The organism is Lelliottia sp. AC1, assembly GCF_023278595.1.
Classification (GTDB): Bacteria; Pseudomonadota; Gammaproteobacteria; order Enterobacterales; family Enterobacteriaceae; genus Enterobacter; species Enterobacter nimipressuralis.
The window spans coordinates 4335271-4351950 of record NZ_CP025699.1; the positions used below are offsets into that span (position 1 = coordinate 4335271).

Below are 16680 nucleotides of genomic sequence, written 5' to 3' on the forward strand. Positions count from 1 at the left end.
ACCCCTAAATTGTTAATACTTTAGTTAATGAAATGATTCAGCTCTCATTTGCAAAATGATGCAAAAATGCGCTTTATGGCGCGATAACGCTCATTTTATTGACGCAGCACACACATTTTGATTTCGATATTTCTCGTTTTTGCTCGTTAACGATAAATTAACACCATGTCTACAGGACATCGTGGCCGCTCAGTCGCTGCGCTAACAATAACATTCATCTTTCTTCAGGATTCCGATTATGAGTCAGACATCAACCTTAAAAGGCCAGTGCATCGCCGAGTTCCTTGGTACCGGGTTGTTGATTTTCTTCGGGGTAGGCTGTGTCGCTGCACTGAAAGTGGCGGGTGCCACGTTTGGCCAGTGGGAAATCAGCATTATCTGGGGTCTGGGTGTGGCGATGGCCATCTACCTGACCGCAGGGGTTTCCGGCGCACATCTTAACCCGGCGGTGACCATCGCGCTGTGGCTGTTCGCGTGCTTCGACAAACGCAAAGTTATCCCTTTCATCATTTCGCAATTTGCCGGCGCCTTTTGCGCAGCGGCGTTAGTTTACGGGCTTTATTACAATCTTTTCATCGACTTCGAACAGACGCATCATATGGTGCGCGGCAGCGTCGAAAGTCTTGATCTGGCCGGTATCTTCTCCACGTATCCGAACCCACATATCAATTTTGTGCAGGCGTTCGCGGTTGAAATGGTGATTACCGCTATTCTGATGGGCGTCATTATGGCGCTGGGCGATGACGGCAACGGCATTCCGCGTGGCCCGCTGGCACCGCTGCTGATCGGCCTGCTGATTGCGGTAATCGGCGCATCCATGGGGCCGCTGACCGGCTTTGCGATGAACCCGGCGCGTGACCTTGGACCGAAAACCTTCGCGTTCTTCGCTGGCTGGGGCGACGTTGCCTTCACCGGTGGGAAAGATATTCCTTACTTCCTGGTGCCGCTGTTTGGCCCGATTGTAGGGGCTGCGCTGGGTGCATTCGGCTATCGTAAATTAATTGGTCGCCACTTACCGTGCGACACCTGTGTGGAAGAAGAGAAGGAAACGACCTCTGCCACACAACAAAATGCTTCGCTGTAATCTGACTACGGGACACATACTATGACCGACAAAAAATATATCGTTGCGCTCGACCAGGGCACTACCAGCTCCCGCGCTGTCGTAATGGATCATGACGCGAATATCGTCAGCGTGTCGCAGCGCGAATTCGAACAAATTTATCCGAAGCCAGGCTGGGTTGAGCACGACCCGATGGAAATCTGGGCCACCCAAAGCTCCACCCTGGTCGAAGTGCTGGCGAAAGCCGACATCAGCTCCGACGAAATTGCCGCAATTGGTATCACTAACCAGCGTGAAACGGCGATTGTCTGGGAACGCGAAACCGGCAAACCGATTTACAACGCCATCGTCTGGCAGTGCCGCCGCACAGCGGAGATCTGCGAGAAGCTCAAGCGCGACGGCATGGAAGAGTACATCCGCAACGCCACCGGCCTGGTGGTGGACCCGTACTTCTCCGGCACCAAAGTGAAGTGGATTCTGGACCACGTGGAAGGCTCCCGCGAGCGCGCAAAACGCGGCGAACTGCTTTTCGGCACCGTGGACACCTGGCTTATCTGGAAAATGACCCAGGGACGCGTACACGTCACCGACTACACTAACGCCTCGCGTACCATGATGTTCAACATCAACACCCTTGAGTGGGATGACAAGATGCTGGACGCGCTGGATATCCCTCGCGCCATGCTGCCGGACGTGCGCAAGTCCTCCGAAGTTTACGGTCAGACCAACATTGGCGGTAAAGGCGGCACGCGTATTCCCATCTCCGGTATCGCCGGCGACCAGCAGGCGGCCCTGTTTGGCCAGCTGTGCGTGAAAGAAGGGATGGCGAAAAACACCTACGGTACCGGCTGCTTTATGCTGATGAACACCGGCGAGAAAGCGGTGAAATCCGACAACGGCCTGCTGACCACCATCGCCTGCGGTCCGAAAGGTGAAGTGAACTATGCGCTTGAGGGCGCGGTATTCATGGCGGGCGCGTCCATTCAGTGGCTGCGCGACGAGATGAAGCTGATCAGCGACGCGTTCGATTCCGAATATTTCGCGACCAAAGTGAAAGACACCAACGGCGTGTACGTGGTGCCCGCGTTCACTGGTCTCGGCGCACCATACTGGGACCCGTATGCTCGTGGTGCCATCTTCGGCCTGACGCGTGGTGTGAACTCGAACCACATCATTCGCGCCACGCTGGAATCCATCGCCTATCAGACGCGCGACGTCCTGGAAGCGATGCAGGCTGACTCCGGCATCCGTCTGCACGCCCTTCGCGTGGATGGCGGTGCTGTTGCGAATAACTTCCTGATGCAGTTCCAGTCCGACATTCTGGGCACCCGCGTTGAGCGCCCGGAAGTCCGTGAAGTGACGGCGCTGGGTGCGGCGTATCTGGCCGGTCTGGCGGTTGGCTTCTGGCAGAACCTGGACGAACTGCAAGAGAAAGCGGTGATCGAACGTGAATTCCGCCCAGGCATCGAAACCACCGAGCGTAACGTTCGCTACAGTGGCTGGAAAAAAGCGGTAAAACGCGCTCTGGCGTGGGAAGATCACGACGAATAAGCCTTATCTGCCCTCTCCCCCCGGAGAGGGCATCAAACCGCACCCTCCCCCACTCTGTGATAAACTTCGTGCAATTCCTTTTGACTGCATGAGTATCTGATGAGACGTGAACTTGCTATCGAATTTTCCCGCGTAACCGAAGCCGCCGCTCTGGCGGGCTACAAATGGTTAGGCCGTGGCGATAAAAATATCGCTGACGGTGCTGCCGTCCACGCGATGCGCATTATGCTCAACCAGGTCAACATTGACGGCACCATCGTGATCGGCGAAGGCGAGATCGACGAAGCGCCGATGCTCTTTATTGGCGAAAAAGTCGGTACCGGCAATGGCGACGCGGTGGATATCGCCGTCGACCCGATCGAAGGTACGCGCATGACCGCCATGGGCCAGGCTAACGCGCTGGCAGTCCTGGCCGTCGGCGACAAAGGCTGTTTCCTTAACGCGCCGGATATGTACATGGAAAAGCTGATTGTCGGTCCGGGCGCAAAAGGCGCTATCGATCTCAACCTGCCGCTGGAAGATAACCTGCGTAACGTCGCCGCTGCGCTGGGTAAACCGCTGAGCGAACTCACGGTCACTATTCTGGCGAAGCCGCGCCACGACGCCACCATCGCGCATATGCAGCAGCTGGGCGTGCGCGTGTTTGCTATCCCGGATGGCGACGTGGCAGCGTCGATTCTGACCTGTATGCCTGACAGCGAAGTGGATGTCCTCTACGGCATCGGCGGCGCACCGGAAGGCGTAGTGTCAGCCGCCGTGATTCGCGCGCTGGATGGCGATATGCAGGGCCGCCTGCTGGCACGTCACGATGTCAAAGGCGACAACGCAGAGAACCGTCGTATCGGTGAAGACGAACTGGCGCGCTGTAAAGCGATGGGCATCGAAGCCAATAAAGTGCTGCGTCTGGATGAAATGGCGCGCAGCGATAACGTGATCTTCTCGGCCACTGGTATCACCAAAGGCGATCTGCTGGACGGAATCACCCGCAAGGGCAATATGGCGACCACCGAAACCCTGCTGATTCGCGGTAAATCACGCACCATCCGCCGCATTCAGTCGATTCACTATCTCGATCGCAAAGACCCGAACGTACAGACGCACATTCTGTAGGACAATTTGTTCTAATGAGCTTTCCAGCCGCAGCAGGCTGGAAATCTCTCTCGCAAGAATGGAAGATAGCGTAAGAAAACAGCTCAGGAGAACATCATGGCGGAGTGGGTAACTGGAAAAGTCACAAAGGTAGAATTCTGGACCGATGCACTATTTAGCCTCACCGTGCATGCTCCCATTCACCCATTTACAGCCGGGCAGTTTGCCAAGCTGGGGCTGGAGATTGACGGCGAGCGCGTGCAGCGCGCCTACTCTTACGTGAATGCGCCTGATAATCCGGATCTGGAGTTTTACCTGGTCACAGTGCCAGACGGCAAATTAAGCCCGCGACTGGCGGCGCTGAAACCGGGCGATGAAATTCAGATTGTCAGCGAAGCAGCAGGTTTCTTTGTGCTGGACGAAATCCCGGACTGCGACACCCTGTGGATGCTGGCGACCGGCACCGCCATCGGCCCTTATCTGTCGATTTTGCAGTACGGGCGAGATCTGGAGCGTTTCAAAAACATCGTGCTGGTCCATGCCGCGCGGTATGCCGCCGACCTGAGCTATCTCCCGCTGATGCAGGCGCTGGAGACGCGTTACGAAGGGAAGCTAAAAATCCAGACCGTGGTGAGCCGCGAAACGGCAGAAGGTTCGCTGACCGGACGCGTTCCGGCGCTGATTGAGAGCGGAGAGCTTGAAGCGGCTGTCGGCCTGACGATGAACACCGAAAACAGCCACGTGATGCTGTGCGGTAACCCGCAGATGGTGCGTGACACCCAGCAGTTGCTGAAAGACTCCCGGCAGATGACCAAACACTTGCGTCGCCGACCGGGCCATATGACTGCCGAACACTACTGGTAATCAGCGGAACTTCACTTCCAGCGTGTCTTTACCGTATTTATTCTCGCTCTGGGTGCCAACAAACGCGCCCAGGTCGATAATCGTCATCACAAAGATGACGGTCGGGATCAGTTTTCCCACCACCCACGGAAGAATTGACGGCAACATCGACCAGTTCCCCGCCAGCAGCATCCACGCCAGAATCACCAGCAACGCCCATAGGCCGGACCGGCCACGATCGTGCAGACGTTTGACAATAACCGACGCCGTCGGCCAGAGCAGACACACCAGCGCAAACGCCGCTGTTTGGGTGCCTAACCAGTTGTTATAGGCGAGGCCGAAAAGCACCAGCATCGCGACAATCCACGTGCCAATCCAGATCCAAAAATCACGGCGTCCGATACGCCCTTTGAATGAAAACAACCACTGCTGTATGGTCATGTAAGGTTCCTTATTATCGTATGCCGCGTAGTTTACCCTGGAGTGGTGACTTTTTGACAAGCAGACCAGATATCGTTTTAATCATGAACAGTTACGTTCAGGGACAATGTTGATGAAAAGTTGGGCTTATCCTTTTTGGCTGTGTTTCACCCTGCTGAGTGCCAGCTTTTCCCTGTTCGCCGCCGATGCCCCCGCAACGGCACCCTACCTTCTGCAGGGCGCGCCATCGTTTGATCAGTCGATCAGCCAGTTTCGCGAAGCCTTCAACAAAGAAAACCCGAAGCTCGCGCTGGGCGAGTTCCGCGCCATCGACAGCGCGCGGGATACGCCAACCCTGACGCGCGCCGCGAGCAAAATTAACGAAAACCTGTACGCCTCCACGGCGCTGGAGCGCGGCACGCTGAAAATCAAAAGCATGCAAATCACCTGGCTGCCGATTCAGGGGCCAGAACAAAAAGCCGCGAAAGCCAAAGCGCTGGAGTACATGAGCGCCATTTTGCGCGCCTTCACCCCGAGCCTGACCAAAGCGCAGAGCCAGCAAAAGCTGCAAAAACTGCTGACCAGCGGCAAAAACAAGCGCTACTACGCCGAAACGGAAGGCGCGATTCGCTATGTGGTCGCAGATAACGGCGAAAAGGGACTGACCTTCGCTGTTGAACCGATTAAGCTGGCGTTATCTGACGCACTCGGAGGGGCGAATTAATGACAAAAAGCAAAGCCTTTCGAGGGAAAATCTCTATACTGATTCACAGACCATGCTGCTCTCACGGGCGGCCATAATCCTTAATTCGCTTTTTTAGCGTGGAGAATTGAAATGCGACATCCTTTAGTGATGGGTAACTGGAAACTGAACGGCAGCCGCCACATGGTAAACGAGCTGATTGCTAATCTGCGTAAAGAGCTGGCTGGCGTGACCGGCTGTGCGGTAGCGATCGCTCCACCAGACATCTATCTGGATCTGGCTAAACACGCCGCTGACGGCAGCCACATCGTGCTGGGCGCGCAGAACGTTGACGTTAACCTGTCTGGCGCATTCACCGGTGAAACCTCTGCAGAAATGCTGAAAGACATCGGCGCACAGTACATCATCATCGGCCACTCTGAGCGTCGTACTTACCACAAAGAGTCCGACGAGTTCATCGCCAAGAAATTCGCTGTGCTGAAAGAGCAGGGTCTGACCCCGGTTCTGTGCATCGGTGAAACTGAAGCCGAAAACGAAGCAGGCAAAACGGAAGAAGTTTGCGCACGTCAGATCGACGCCGTGCTGAAAACGCAGGGCGCAGCAGCGTTCGAAGGCGTGGTTATCGCTTACGAGCCAGTCTGGGCGATCGGTACCGGCAAATCTGCCACCCCAGCGCAGGCACAGGCTGTTCACAAATTTATCCGTGACCACATTGCTAAAGCCGACGCGAAAGTGGCTGAGCAAGTGATCATCCAGTACGGCGGTTCCGTCAACGCATCTAACGCGGCAGAGCTGTTCACCCAGCCTGACATCGACGGCGCACTGGTTGGCGGCGCATCCCTGAAAGCTGACGCTTTCGCAGTGATCGTTAAAGCAGCAGAAGCCGCTAAACAGGCGTAATTGCCGTTGTGACGGGTGGCGTTTCGCTATCCGCCCGACAAAATGCCAGGCCCGGTAAGCGCTCGTCGCCACCGGGCTTTTTTACAGCTGTCCCAGCACGCTGAACCACAAATAATCCAGCGGCAGTAGCACCAGCCAGGTTGCCACCGCCAGCGCCAGACACAGCAACATTCCCGCTTTCGCAGGCACTTTCCCCAGCCCCATTGCCACCACAATCGGCGACGCCTGATACGGCAGTAATGGCGTGGAATACCCCAGCACCTGAATCATAATCACCGACAACAGCGGGAAACCCGTCGCATCCGAGAAACTCTGCGCAAGCGTGGTATAGAGCGCCGGAACGCCGTTGGCGGTCATGATGAAATTGAGCGCCGTGGTGATGCCGGTCAGGGCGATAAAACTGGTAAACGGCTTATCCGCATCGAGCGGCATCAGGCGCAGCAACGCCTCTCCGACGGCGCTGCCGATGCCCGTTTGCGTCACGGTGATCGCCAGCCCCAGAATCCCCGCCACATAGATACAGGTGCGCATATTCACCCCGGCCGAAAACTCTTCACCGGTAATAAAGCCAATGCGCGGCAGCATGACGATCACTGACGCCGCCAGCCCCGTCCAGGCCGGGCCTACGCCGTGCCAGCTCTCCGTCACCCACATCACCAGCACTACCGCCAGCAGCCACGCCAGGCGCCTCTCATCGCGCCCCATTGGGGCGGCTGGCGCAAGATCCCGCGCGGGTTTTGGCGAGCCAGGGAACAGCCAGCAGATCAGGCCAATCAGAATCAGTCCTTTGAGAATGCCGAGCACCGGCGTGTGCAGCAGCAGGTAAGGCACATAGTTCAGGTGAATGCCATAAGAGCCTTCCGCCGCGCCGCTCATCACCAGATTTGGCACGTTAGCGGGAAGGATGGTCGCAGAAAGCTGAAAAGTACCGAATCCGACCGCCAGGGCCAGGCCAAACCACGCCCGCGAGCCGTCCGCAATACTGGCCCGCTTCGCCATCGCCGCCACAATCGGCATCAGCAGCGCGATGCGCCCCATGTTTGATGGCATCACGAACGCCAGGGCATAGCTCAGCAACACCACGCTTGCCACCATCAGCGGCCACGAGTCGGTGAGTTTCGCCGAGAGCGCCCGCGCGGCCCTGTCCGCCAGCCCGGTTTTGCGGATCGCGACGCCAAGCACAAAGCCGCTGAACACCAGCCAAAATGCAGATGAGGCAAAGCCGCCGAAAATGACGTCCGGTGGCGCGATTTTGGCAGTCATCGCCGCCGTGAAGAACAGCAGCGCGGTGATAAATTCCGGCAGGAGCGAGGTGGCCCACAGCACGATGGTGACGCCAACGATAGCCGAGGGCAGAAACAGAGGGTGAGCAAACCAGAGCGACATACCTGTCTCCTGTAGATTTTTTCAGCAAGTCTACGGCGACAGGCAGCGCGAGTAAACGCTATTTATGGTGGGGTCACTGGAGGATATGACATTGATGATCCTGCAATTCCTCAGCGGAAGCGCGGTTAAGCGTCAGCAGATTGCGCTCCGTTGCCAGCAGCACAAATGACCCGTCGGACTGCTGGGCCATCGCCAGCGCAAAGCGGCCCATATGCTCGCGCGCTTGCGGCAGTTCGTCGGCCAGCATCATAAACGGGCTGCGCTGCACCAGCTCATTTTCTGTCACCCGTCGCGCCAAATATTCATGCCCTTCCAGCCCACCCGGGAAAGGCAGCCATTGAGTGCTGATTTCCCCCTGATGCGCATTGAGCTTTTCACGCACATCGGGGCGCAGGCAGGAGATGTGGATGTGGAAATGATTTTGCGTGCGCCCGGTCGGGGAGTTGATGGTCAGGGAGACGGCGCTGTCAGGCACATCCGCGCCGCGCTTCATGCTCATAAAATTGCGCGACTGCCACGCCAGCCAGAAGAAATTCGGCGTTTGCGGCTCGGTGAGCAGCGGGCTTTCGGTGCCGTTGATGCGGTAGGTGGGCATCAGGAGATACTGTAGCGGCCCGTTGCGGTCTTTGAAGACCACATAACCGGCGTCCGGTTTCACCTGCGCACAGGGCACTGGCTGACGGTTATTCAGCTGATTTGGCAGGCACTGGTCGAGAACGATATGGCGTAATGCGTCGGGATTGCCGGATTTTATCCAGATCCAGCCGCCTGCGGCGAGGAGAATGGCGACCGCCATCAAGACCATCAGTTTTTTCATTACGCGTTCCCTGTTGTCGTCAGAGGCGAAAGAGTAACGCAAAAACATGACCAAATAAAAAAGCCCGGCGGATTTCTCGCGCCGGGCCATCGTGTCATGCGTTGATTAGCGTTTGCTGATCTGGTCGAAAGTGCCGCCGTTAGAGAAGTGCTCTTTCTGCGCTTTCGCCCAGCCGCCAAACTCCTCGTCGATGGTGAACAGCTTCAGTTTCGGGAACGCGCTGTCATATTTCTTCGCCACAGCCTCATCGCGTGGACGATAGAAGTTCTTCGCGGCGATCTCCTGGCCTTCCGGGGAGTAGAGATACTTCAGGTAAGCTTCTGCCACCGCTTTGGTATCTTTCTTCTCGACCACTTTGTCGACGATGGAAACCGTCGGTTCAGCCAGAATCGATTCGCTCGGGGTTACGATTTCAAACTTGTCTTTGCCCAGCTCGTTAGTCGCCAGCAGCGCTTCGTTTTCCCATGCAATCAGCACGTCGCCAATGCCGCGCTCAACGAAGGTATTGGTCGAGCCGCGCGCACCGGAGTCCAGCACTTCGACGTTTTTAAACAGGGATTTGACGAAATCCTGCGCTTTAGCCTGATCGCCGTTGTTGTGATGCAGAGCGTAGCCCCACGCTGCCAGGTAGTTCCAGCGTGCGCCGCCTGAGCTTTTCGGGTTCGGGGTGATGACAGACACGCCCGGTTTGATCAAATCATTCCAGTCATGAATCTGTTTCGGGTTGCCTTTACGCACCAGGAACACAATGGTGGAGGTATACGGCGCAGAGTTGTCCGGCAGGCGTTTGATCCAGTTCTTATCAATACGACCACGTTCAGCAATGGCATCGACGTCATAGGCCAGCGCCAGAGTGACCACGTCCGCTTCAATGCCGTTGATGACAGAAGTCGCCTGTTTGCCTGAGCCGCCGTGAGACTGGCGAATCGCCACGTTATCGCCGGTTTCTTGTTTGTAGTGTGCCGCAAAGGCTTTGTTGTATTGATCGTAAAGCTCACGCGTCGGATCGTACGACACGTTCAGTAGCTGGATATCCTTCGCCAGAACGCTGCTTGATGCCAGCAATAACGTTAACCCCACGCCCCATTTATTCATCTTCCAACTCTCATTGTGTTGTGTTTGATGAATGCAGCGTGCCAGAAAGCGAACCAATGATTAAAGAATAAAAAAAGATTGGCTATAACGGAGTGGAATAAAAAATAATCGGTGGGCGTAAACATGCCGGGTGGCGGCTTCGCCTTACCCGGCCTACAAATGCATGAACCGTAGGCCCGGTAAGCGAAGCGCCACCGGGCATCAAGCTGCGATTAATACAGCTTTTTCGCGCAGTCCAGCCAGTCACCTTTGAACGGACGCTTCATGTTTTCAATCGCGTCGATGATGTCATGGTGAACCAGTTTCTCGTTCTGAATACCGACGCAACGGCCGCCGTGGCCCTGCAGCAGCAGATCGATCGCATACGCGCCCATACGGGAAGCCAGGATACGGTCGTATGGCCCTGGGGAGCCACCGCGCTGGATGTGGCCCAGAACCGTAGCGCGGGTTTCGCGTTTGGTTTCGGTTTCGATGTATTTCGCCAGCTCGTCAACGTCACAGATGTGCTCGGTGATAGCAACGATCGCGTGTTTCTTCCCTTTCGCGATACCTGCTTTGATTTCGTTAACCAGGTCTTCGCGGCTGAATTCTACTTCCGGCACCACGATGAACTCGCAGCCGCCCGCAATCGCTGCCGCCAGGGTCAGGTCGCCACAGTAGCGGCCCATCACTTCCACGATAGAGATACGCTGGTGAGATGAAGAGGTGTCACGCAGACGGTCAATTGCTTCAACGACAGTACCCAGGGCAGTAAAGAAGCCGATGGTGTAGTCGGTGCCTTTGATGTCGTTGTCGATGGTGCCCGGCAGACCGATGCAAGGGAAGCCCATTTCAGTCAGACGTTTTGCACCCATATACGAGCCGTCACCGCCGATAACAACCAGCGCGTCCAGGCCGCGTTTTTTCATGTTCTCGATAGCCACTTCACGGATGTGCTCTTCACGGAACTCCGGGAAACGCGCAGAACCGAGGAAAGTACCGCCACGGTTAATCATGTCGGATACGCTATAGCGATCCAGCTGAACCATGCGGTCTTCGTACAGACCCAGGTAACCGTCATATACGCCAAAAATTTCCAGACCTTCCGTCAACGCCGCGCGAACAACCCCACGAATGGCTGCGTTCATGCCAGGCGCATCACCGCCGCTTGTCAACACACCGATTTTCTTAATCATGACTACCTCTGAACTTAGGAATGCAAAAATGAAATCTGTTGCCGGAAGACGTCTATTCGACCAACCAATACTGCAAATAGTATATCAATCACTTCCAGCTGAATTGATTCAGGTCAGACCCAATGGCGGTAATTTATCCACAAAATGCTGGCCTGGCTCACTTTTTTACAACGAATTACGAAAGCTCAAAATGTCCTTTGCCTTCCCTGGGGACGACCGAGCAGGGGTCCTGGTGAATAATCACGTCCGAACCCGGGAAACGCTGCAAAATCGCCTGCTCTACCTGCTCAGCCACTAAATGCGCTTGAACGAGCGGTAAATTGTCTTCCATTTCTAAATGAATCTGAATAAAGCGGGTCGGCCCTGACTGCCGCGTACGAAGATCGTGAGCACCACTGACGCCGGGCCAGGAGGTCACGATTTCAAAGATCTCTGCGCGTTCGGCATCGGGCAGCGCGCGGTCCAGAAGCGATTGCACTGCTTCATAACCCATGCGTAAGGCGCTGTATAAAATATAAACCCCAATCCCTAACGCGAACAATGCGTCGGCACGATGCCATCCGTACCACGCCAGTCCGAGCGCAATAAGAATCGCGCCATTCATCATAACATCAGACTGATAATGAAGCATATCTGCCCGTACTGCCTGACTTTGCGTTCGGCGAACCACCCAACGCTGGAAAGTTACCAGAACAATTGTGCTAATAAGTGCGATAACGGTAACGATAACCCCAACGCCCGGATCGTTCATCGGCGTTGGTGACGCCAGATGCTGGATACCGGTCAAAAACAGGAACAGCGCCGAGCCGGAAATAAACATACTTTGCGCCAGCGCCGCCAGCGATTCCGCTTTTCCGTGGCCAAACGTGTGCTCTTCATCCGCTGGTTGCAGGGAATAGCGCACCACCAGAAGATTGGTAAGGGATGCTGCGATATCCACCAGAGAATCCACCAGTGCCGCCAGAATACTGACCGAGCCCGTATACCACCACGCAAAAATTTTGATGATCAGCAAACACGACGCCATGACCGTCGCGGCGATTGCGGCACGGCTTACCAGCCTGCCATAGGATTGATTCATAAACACTCCTGTCATGCCATGCCGCTAGTATAACGGATGGAAAAGGAGTCAAAGGATGAATAAACGGTTAACAAACTTGAATGAAGGGCAAAAAAAACCCCCACATCATGTGGGGGAAGACAGGGATGGTGTCTATGGCAAGGAAAACAGGGTCTACTGGTTACTACGGGTATTGCTACTGAAAAACTTTGTCTCAGAGCTTTGTTGCATCCGGGCAACCTCACGCAACTGGTCCATCCGTTGCTGATGTTTGTCGTTCAAAACCGCTTGCTGCTCGGGCGATAGCAGGTGGAACATCTGGTTGCGAACCCTGGCCATTTCGACCTGGCGGGCAACTTGTTCCTGCGCCATCTTTTCTGCCTGAGCGCGCACAGCGCTTTCGTCAAAATTTTCTGCGGTGACAAGGCGATGCATTGTCTCCATTTCGCTAACATTAACAGGGAGTCGATCGTGTCGTGCCCTGTGCATCAGATCTCGCATCTGTTGACGCTGATGTTCGGTTAAACTTATGCCGTCAAACATATTGCTTTGGCCACTGTGCTGCGTAATACCCTCTGCCGAGGGACCGTTATCGCCGGTGATGACTCCAGCAGCCTGGCTAAGAGCACTAAACGCCAGTGTTGAGGCCATGACGGCAGCGGTAACTTTGCGCATCACTTGCTCCCAAAATCTTTCGTGTCGCGATTCAACGAGAGCTAGTTTACGATTCGGGCTGCAAACATGCGTCAGGGGGTGTAAAACAACGTAAAGTCATGGATTAGATAGCCTTGATGTCGTAATTTCTGCCTCGGAGGTATTTAAACAATGAATAAAATCCTGTTAGTTGATGATGACCGAGAGCTCACATCCCTGTTAAAAGAGTTGCTCGACATGGAAGGCTTTAACGTGCTGGTTGCCCACGATGGGGAACAGGCGCTGAGCCTGCTTGATGACAGCATCGACTTGCTTTTGCTTGACGTGATGATGCCGAAGAAAAACGGTATTGATACGCTGAAAGAATTACGCCAGACACACCAGACACCTGTAATCATGCTGACCGCGCGCGGCAGCGAACTGGATCGCGTTCTCGGCCTTGAGCTGGGCGCGGATGACTATTTACCCAAGCCGTTTAACGACCGCGAGCTGGTTGCCCGTATTCGCGCAATCCTGCGCCGTTCCCACTGGAGCGAGCAGCAGCAGAATACTGACAACAGTTCTCCAACGTTAGAAGTGGACTCTCTGAGCCTGAACCCGGGCCGCCAGGAAGCGAGCTTTGACGGCCAGACGCTGGAACTGACCGGCACCGAGTTCACCCTGCTGTACCTGCTGGCCCAGCATCTCGGCCAGGTGGTCTCGCGTGAACATTTAAGCCAGGAAGTGCTCGGCAAGCGCCTCACGCCGTTTGACCGCGCCATCGACATGCACATCTCTAACCTGCGCCGTAAGCTGCCGGAGCGCAAAGACGGTCACCCATGGTTTAAAACCCTGCGTGGTCGCGGTTATCTGATGGTTTCCGCTTCATGATAGGCAGTTTAACCGCCCGCATCTTCGCCATTTTCTGGCTGACGCTGGCACTGGTTTTAATGCTGGTTTTGATGTTGCCAAAACTCGACTCACGCCAGATGACGGAGCTTCTCGACAGCGAGCAACGTCAGGGCGTGATGATCGAGCAACACGTAGAAGCCGAGCTGGCAAACGACCCGCCTAACGATTTGATGTGGTGGCGCAGGCTGTTTCGCGCTATCGACAAGTGGGCGCCGCCCGGACAACGCCTGCTGCTGGTTACCAGCGAAGGCCGCGTGATTGGCGCGGAACGCAATGAAATGCAGATCATCCGCAACTTCATTGGCCAGGCGGATAACGCCGATCACCCGCAGAAAAAGAAATATGGTCGGGTAGAGATGGTAGGGCCATTTTCCATCAAGGATGGGGAAGATAATTACCAACTCTATCTGATTCGCCCGGCGAGCAGCTCCCAGACCGACTTTATCAACCTGCTGTTTGACCGACCGCTGCTGCTGCTGATTGTCACCATGCTGCTGAGTTCTCCCCTGCTGTTATGGCTGGCGTGGAGCCTGGCAAAACCGGCGCGTAAGCTGAAAAACGCCGCCGATGAAGTGGCGCAGGGCAACCTGCGGCAGCACCCGGAACTGGAAGCCGGGCCGCAAGAGTTCCTCGCCGCTGGGGCCAGTTTTAACCAGATGGTGACCGCACTCGAGCGGATGATGACCACTCAGCAACGCCTGCTGTCGGACATCTCCCACGAGCTGCGCACGCCTCTGACGCGCTTACAGCTGGGCACCGCCCTGCTGCGCCGCCGCAGCGGTGAGAGCAAAGAGCTGGAGCGTATCGAGATGGAAGCGCATCGTCTGGACAGCATGATCAACGATCTGCTGGTGATGTCGCGCAATCAGCAGAAAAACGCGCTGGTGAGCGAAACGGTGAAAGCCAATCACCTGTGGCACGAGGTGCTGGACAACGCAGCGTTCGAAGCGGAACAGATGGGGAAATCCTTCACCGTCAACTTCCCGCCTGGCCCATGGCCGCTGTACGGTAACCCCAACACGCTGGAGAGCGCGCTGGAGAATATCGTGCGTAACGCCCTGCGGTACTCGCATACGAAGATTGAGGTGGCGTTCTCGGTCGATAAAGACGGCATCACCATCAACGTAGATGATGACGGTCCTGGCGTGAGCCCGGAAGACCGCGAGCAGATTTTCCGTCCGTTCTATCGCACCGATGAAGCGCGCGATCGTGAATCCGGTGGGACAGGGCTGGGGCTGGCGATTGTTGAGACCGCCATTCAGCAGCATCGCGGCTGGGTGAAGGCCGACGATAGTCCGCTGGGTGGATTGCGGTTGACGCTGTGGTTGCCGCTGTACAAGCGTTCGTAGTCGCTGTGATGCCGGGTGGCGGCTACGCCTTACCCGGCCTACGAGTTCGGTGCGGGCTTTGTGCCGGGTGGCGGCTGCGCCTTACCCGGCCTACAGGTTCAGTTTGGGTTTTGTAGGCCCGGTAAGCGTAGCGCCACCGGGCAACGCAGGCCGCACGGAACCCCCTATTTTCCCCACAATCTCCGCGAATTATCCTCGATCTGCGCGCTAATGCGCCGCTTCTGCATCGTTCTCGTCCAACTGGTGGATAACCCCGCTGCCGACAACAAGCGACGATACTGCTCATCATCAAACGGCATATGCCACGCAATCGCACAGGCGTCATAAACCGACACCTCGCTGAGGCGTGATGCCAGTTCCAGCGGCGCATCCGCCGATACCTGCCCGCCCTGAATCACCCGATACAGCCAGCCGGTTTTACCCGCCGTTTGCAGCTGCGCGGACATATCGCTGATGCCGAAATGGTAGTTCAGCTTAAAGCACGGCGAGCGCGGCTGCGTCACCTGAATTAACGCACCACCCCAGCGGAAAATGTCGCCGATAAACACGTTCTGCTCGGTCATCCCTTCCGTCGACAGATTCTCACCAAACGCCGGGGCAACGAACAGATCCGCCTGCTCGGGAAATTCCCGCGCCCAGTGCTGATAGTGCTCGCGCGGATAGTGGCACAGCGCGCGCTCTGGCCCGCCGTGGATTTTCTTCTCGGCCTGCTCATCTCCCGCCAGCCCGAGTTCGGTCAGAGTCAGTTCGCCGTCGACCTGTACTTTGGCAATGGCGCTCGGGCGGCTGCCGTCGTACTCCCTGATCTTGCCTGTAAACACATTCACCGGATGTTGCATGTATCATGGCTCCTTTCTGCAGATACAAAAAAAGCGAGTCATCAGACTCGCTTCTCACAGGCTATCGTGCAACCTTATTTTTTAGCTGCGAAACGTGCCGCTGCTTCGTCCCAGTTCACCACGTCCCAGAACGCTTTGATGTAGTCCGGGCGACGGTTCTGGAATTTCAGGTAGTAAGCGTGTTCCCACACATCCAGACCCACGATTGGGAAACCAGACGCGCCAGAGATCGCTTCACCCATCAGCGGGGAATCCTGGTTCGCGGTAGAAACCACAGCCAGTTTATCACCTTTCAGTACCAGCCATGCCCAGCCAGAACCGAAACGGGTCGCTGCTGCTTTTTCAAACTCAGCTTTGAAGTTGTCCACGGAACCGAAATCGCGCTCGATAGCGGCTTTCAGATCGCCCTGCAGGGTGGTGCCGGTTTTCAGGCCTTTCCAGAACAGGCTGTGGTTTGCGTGACCGCCAGCGTTGTTACGCAGAACGGTTTTCTTGTCTGCTGGCAGTTGATCCAGTTTGGTGATCAGCTCTTCAGCAGACAGGTTGGCGAATTCTGGCAGGCTTTCCAGCGCCGCATTCGCGTTGTTCACGTAAGTCTGGTGGTGTTTAGTGTGATGGATTTCCATCGTCTGCTTGTCAAAATGCGGTTCCAGTGCGTCATAGGCATACGGCAGGGATGGCAGTGTATAACTCATAATCCTCTCCATTATTGTCGGGCGGCACAGCTGTTAATGCCGCGTAAGCAGTTGGTTCATTATAGTTAATTAAATGATATTGAAAATGATTATCAATGCCGTACTTTTTATAAGGTTATCCATTTTTGTGCCAATGCCGAATTTGTGAGT

Annotated in this window: 17 protein-coding genes; 8 read left to right on the plus strand and 9 right to left on the minus strand. The window is 55.8% G+C overall.

The window, feature by feature from the left end; all coding sequences use genetic code 11:
- The first annotated feature begins 238 nt into the window (after nt 1–238).
- From C0560_RS20595 to fpr, 4 genes are all read left to right on the plus strand, one after another.
- Entirely contained in the window at nt 239–1084 is an 846-nt protein-coding gene (locus tag C0560_RS20595) for an MIP/aquaporin family protein (protein WP_107702616.1), read from the plus strand.
- A gap of 21 nt (nt 1085–1105) precedes the next feature.
- Nucleotides 1106–2614: a glycerol kinase GlpK gene (gene glpK / locus C0560_RS20600; protein WP_100778372.1), complete on the plus strand. Its 1509-nt coding sequence runs from the start codon at nt 1106–1108 to the stop codon at nt 2612–2614.
- Nucleotides 2615–2713: 99 nt separating this feature from the next.
- Nucleotides 2714–3724 carry a class II fructose-bisphosphatase gene (glpX, locus tag C0560_RS20605; protein WP_181827030.1) on the plus strand — a complete coding sequence of 337 codons (1011 nt, stop codon included), beginning with the start codon at nt 2714–2716 and terminating at the stop codon, nt 3722–3724.
- Nucleotides 3725–3820: 96 nt separating this feature from the next.
- On the plus strand, nt 3821–4567 hold the full coding sequence (fpr, locus tag C0560_RS20610) for a ferredoxin--NADP(+) reductase (RefSeq protein WP_123429945.1): 747 nt from the start codon (nt 3821–3823) through the stop codon (nt 4565–4567).
- Here the strand turns inward: fpr and C0560_RS20615 are convergent, their stop codons facing one another.
- Nucleotides 4568–4987: a DUF805 domain-containing protein gene (locus C0560_RS20615; protein ID WP_100778369.1), complete on the minus strand. Its 420-nt coding sequence runs from the start codon at nt 4985–4987 to the stop codon at nt 4568–4570.
- Between the two features lie 112 nt (nt 4988–5099).
- On the opposite strand from C0560_RS20615, the gene C0560_RS20620 reads away from it, so the two are divergent.
- The gene (locus C0560_RS20620; protein WP_100778368.1) at nt 5100–5690 is read left to right on the plus strand and encodes a DUF1454 family protein; all 591 of its coding nucleotides are present in this window, start codon (nt 5100–5102) and stop codon (nt 5688–5690) included.
- A gap of 111 nt (nt 5691–5801) precedes the next feature.
- A complete protein-coding gene (gene tpiA, locus C0560_RS20625) occupies nt 5802–6569 on the plus strand; it encodes a triose-phosphate isomerase (RefSeq protein WP_100778367.1) in 768 nt (255 codons plus the stop codon).
- A gap of 81 nt (nt 6570–6650) precedes the next feature.
- Here the strand turns inward: tpiA and C0560_RS20630 are convergent, their stop codons facing one another.
- The 6 genes from C0560_RS20630 to cpxP all read right to left on the minus strand — a co-directional run bounded on the left by C0560_RS20630 (nt 6651) and on the right by cpxP (nt 12777).
- Nucleotides 6651–7955 (minus strand): SLC13 family permease, encoded by a 1305-nt coding sequence (locus C0560_RS20630; protein WP_248859340.1) that lies wholly within the window; start codon nt 7953–7955, stop codon nt 6651–6653.
- Nucleotides 7956–8028: 73 nt separating this feature from the next.
- Nucleotides 8029–8772 carry a CDP-diacylglycerol diphosphatase gene (locus C0560_RS20635; protein WP_248859342.1) on the minus strand — a complete coding sequence of 248 codons (744 nt, stop codon included), beginning with the start codon at nt 8770–8772 and terminating at the stop codon, nt 8029–8031.
- Between the two features lie 105 nt (nt 8773–8877).
- Nucleotides 8878–9867 (minus strand): sulfate ABC transporter substrate-binding protein, encoded by a 990-nt coding sequence (locus tag C0560_RS20640; protein ID WP_248859344.1) that lies wholly within the window; start codon nt 9865–9867, stop codon nt 8878–8880.
- Nucleotides 9868–10079: 212 nt separating this feature from the next.
- Entirely contained in the window at nt 10080–11042 is a 963-nt protein-coding gene (pfkA, locus tag C0560_RS20645) for a 6-phosphofructokinase (RefSeq protein WP_100778363.1), read from the minus strand.
- A 175-nt stretch (nt 11043–11217) separates the two neighbouring features.
- Complete coding sequence (gene fieF, locus C0560_RS20650) at nt 11218–12123, minus strand: CDF family cation-efflux transporter FieF (protein WP_102105683.1); 906 nt, start codon at nt 12121–12123, stop codon at nt 11218–11220.
- A 153-nt stretch (nt 12124–12276) separates the two neighbouring features.
- Entirely contained in the window at nt 12277–12777 is a 501-nt protein-coding gene (cpxP, locus tag C0560_RS20655) for a cell-envelope stress modulator CpxP (RefSeq protein ID WP_248859345.1), read from the minus strand.
- A 150-nt stretch (nt 12778–12927) separates the two neighbouring features.
- Between cpxP and cpxR the strand changes: the two genes are divergently transcribed.
- Entirely contained in the window at nt 12928–13626 is a 699-nt protein-coding gene (gene cpxR / locus C0560_RS20660) for an envelope stress response regulator transcription factor CpxR (RefSeq protein WP_006179159.1), read from the plus strand.
- Nucleotides 13623–14996, plus strand: a complete 1374-nt coding sequence (gene cpxA, locus C0560_RS20665; protein WP_095283986.1) for an envelope stress sensor histidine kinase CpxA — start codon at nt 13623–13625, stop codon at nt 14994–14996. Before cpxR ends, cpxA begins: the two co-directional genes overlap by 4 nt.
- A gap of 164 nt (nt 14997–15160) precedes the next feature.
- Here the strand turns inward: cpxA and yiiM are convergent, their stop codons facing one another.
- Nucleotides 15161–15835 carry a 6-hydroxyaminopurine reductase gene (yiiM, locus tag C0560_RS20670; RefSeq protein ID WP_248859346.1) on the minus strand — a complete coding sequence of 225 codons (675 nt, stop codon included), beginning with the start codon at nt 15833–15835 and terminating at the stop codon, nt 15161–15163.
- Nucleotides 15836–15909: 74 nt separating this feature from the next.
- A complete protein-coding gene (gene sodA, locus C0560_RS20675; RefSeq protein ID WP_010436906.1) occupies nt 15910–16530 on the minus strand; it encodes a superoxide dismutase [Mn] in 621 nt (206 codons plus the stop codon).
- Nucleotides 16531–16680 lie beyond the last annotated feature (150 nt).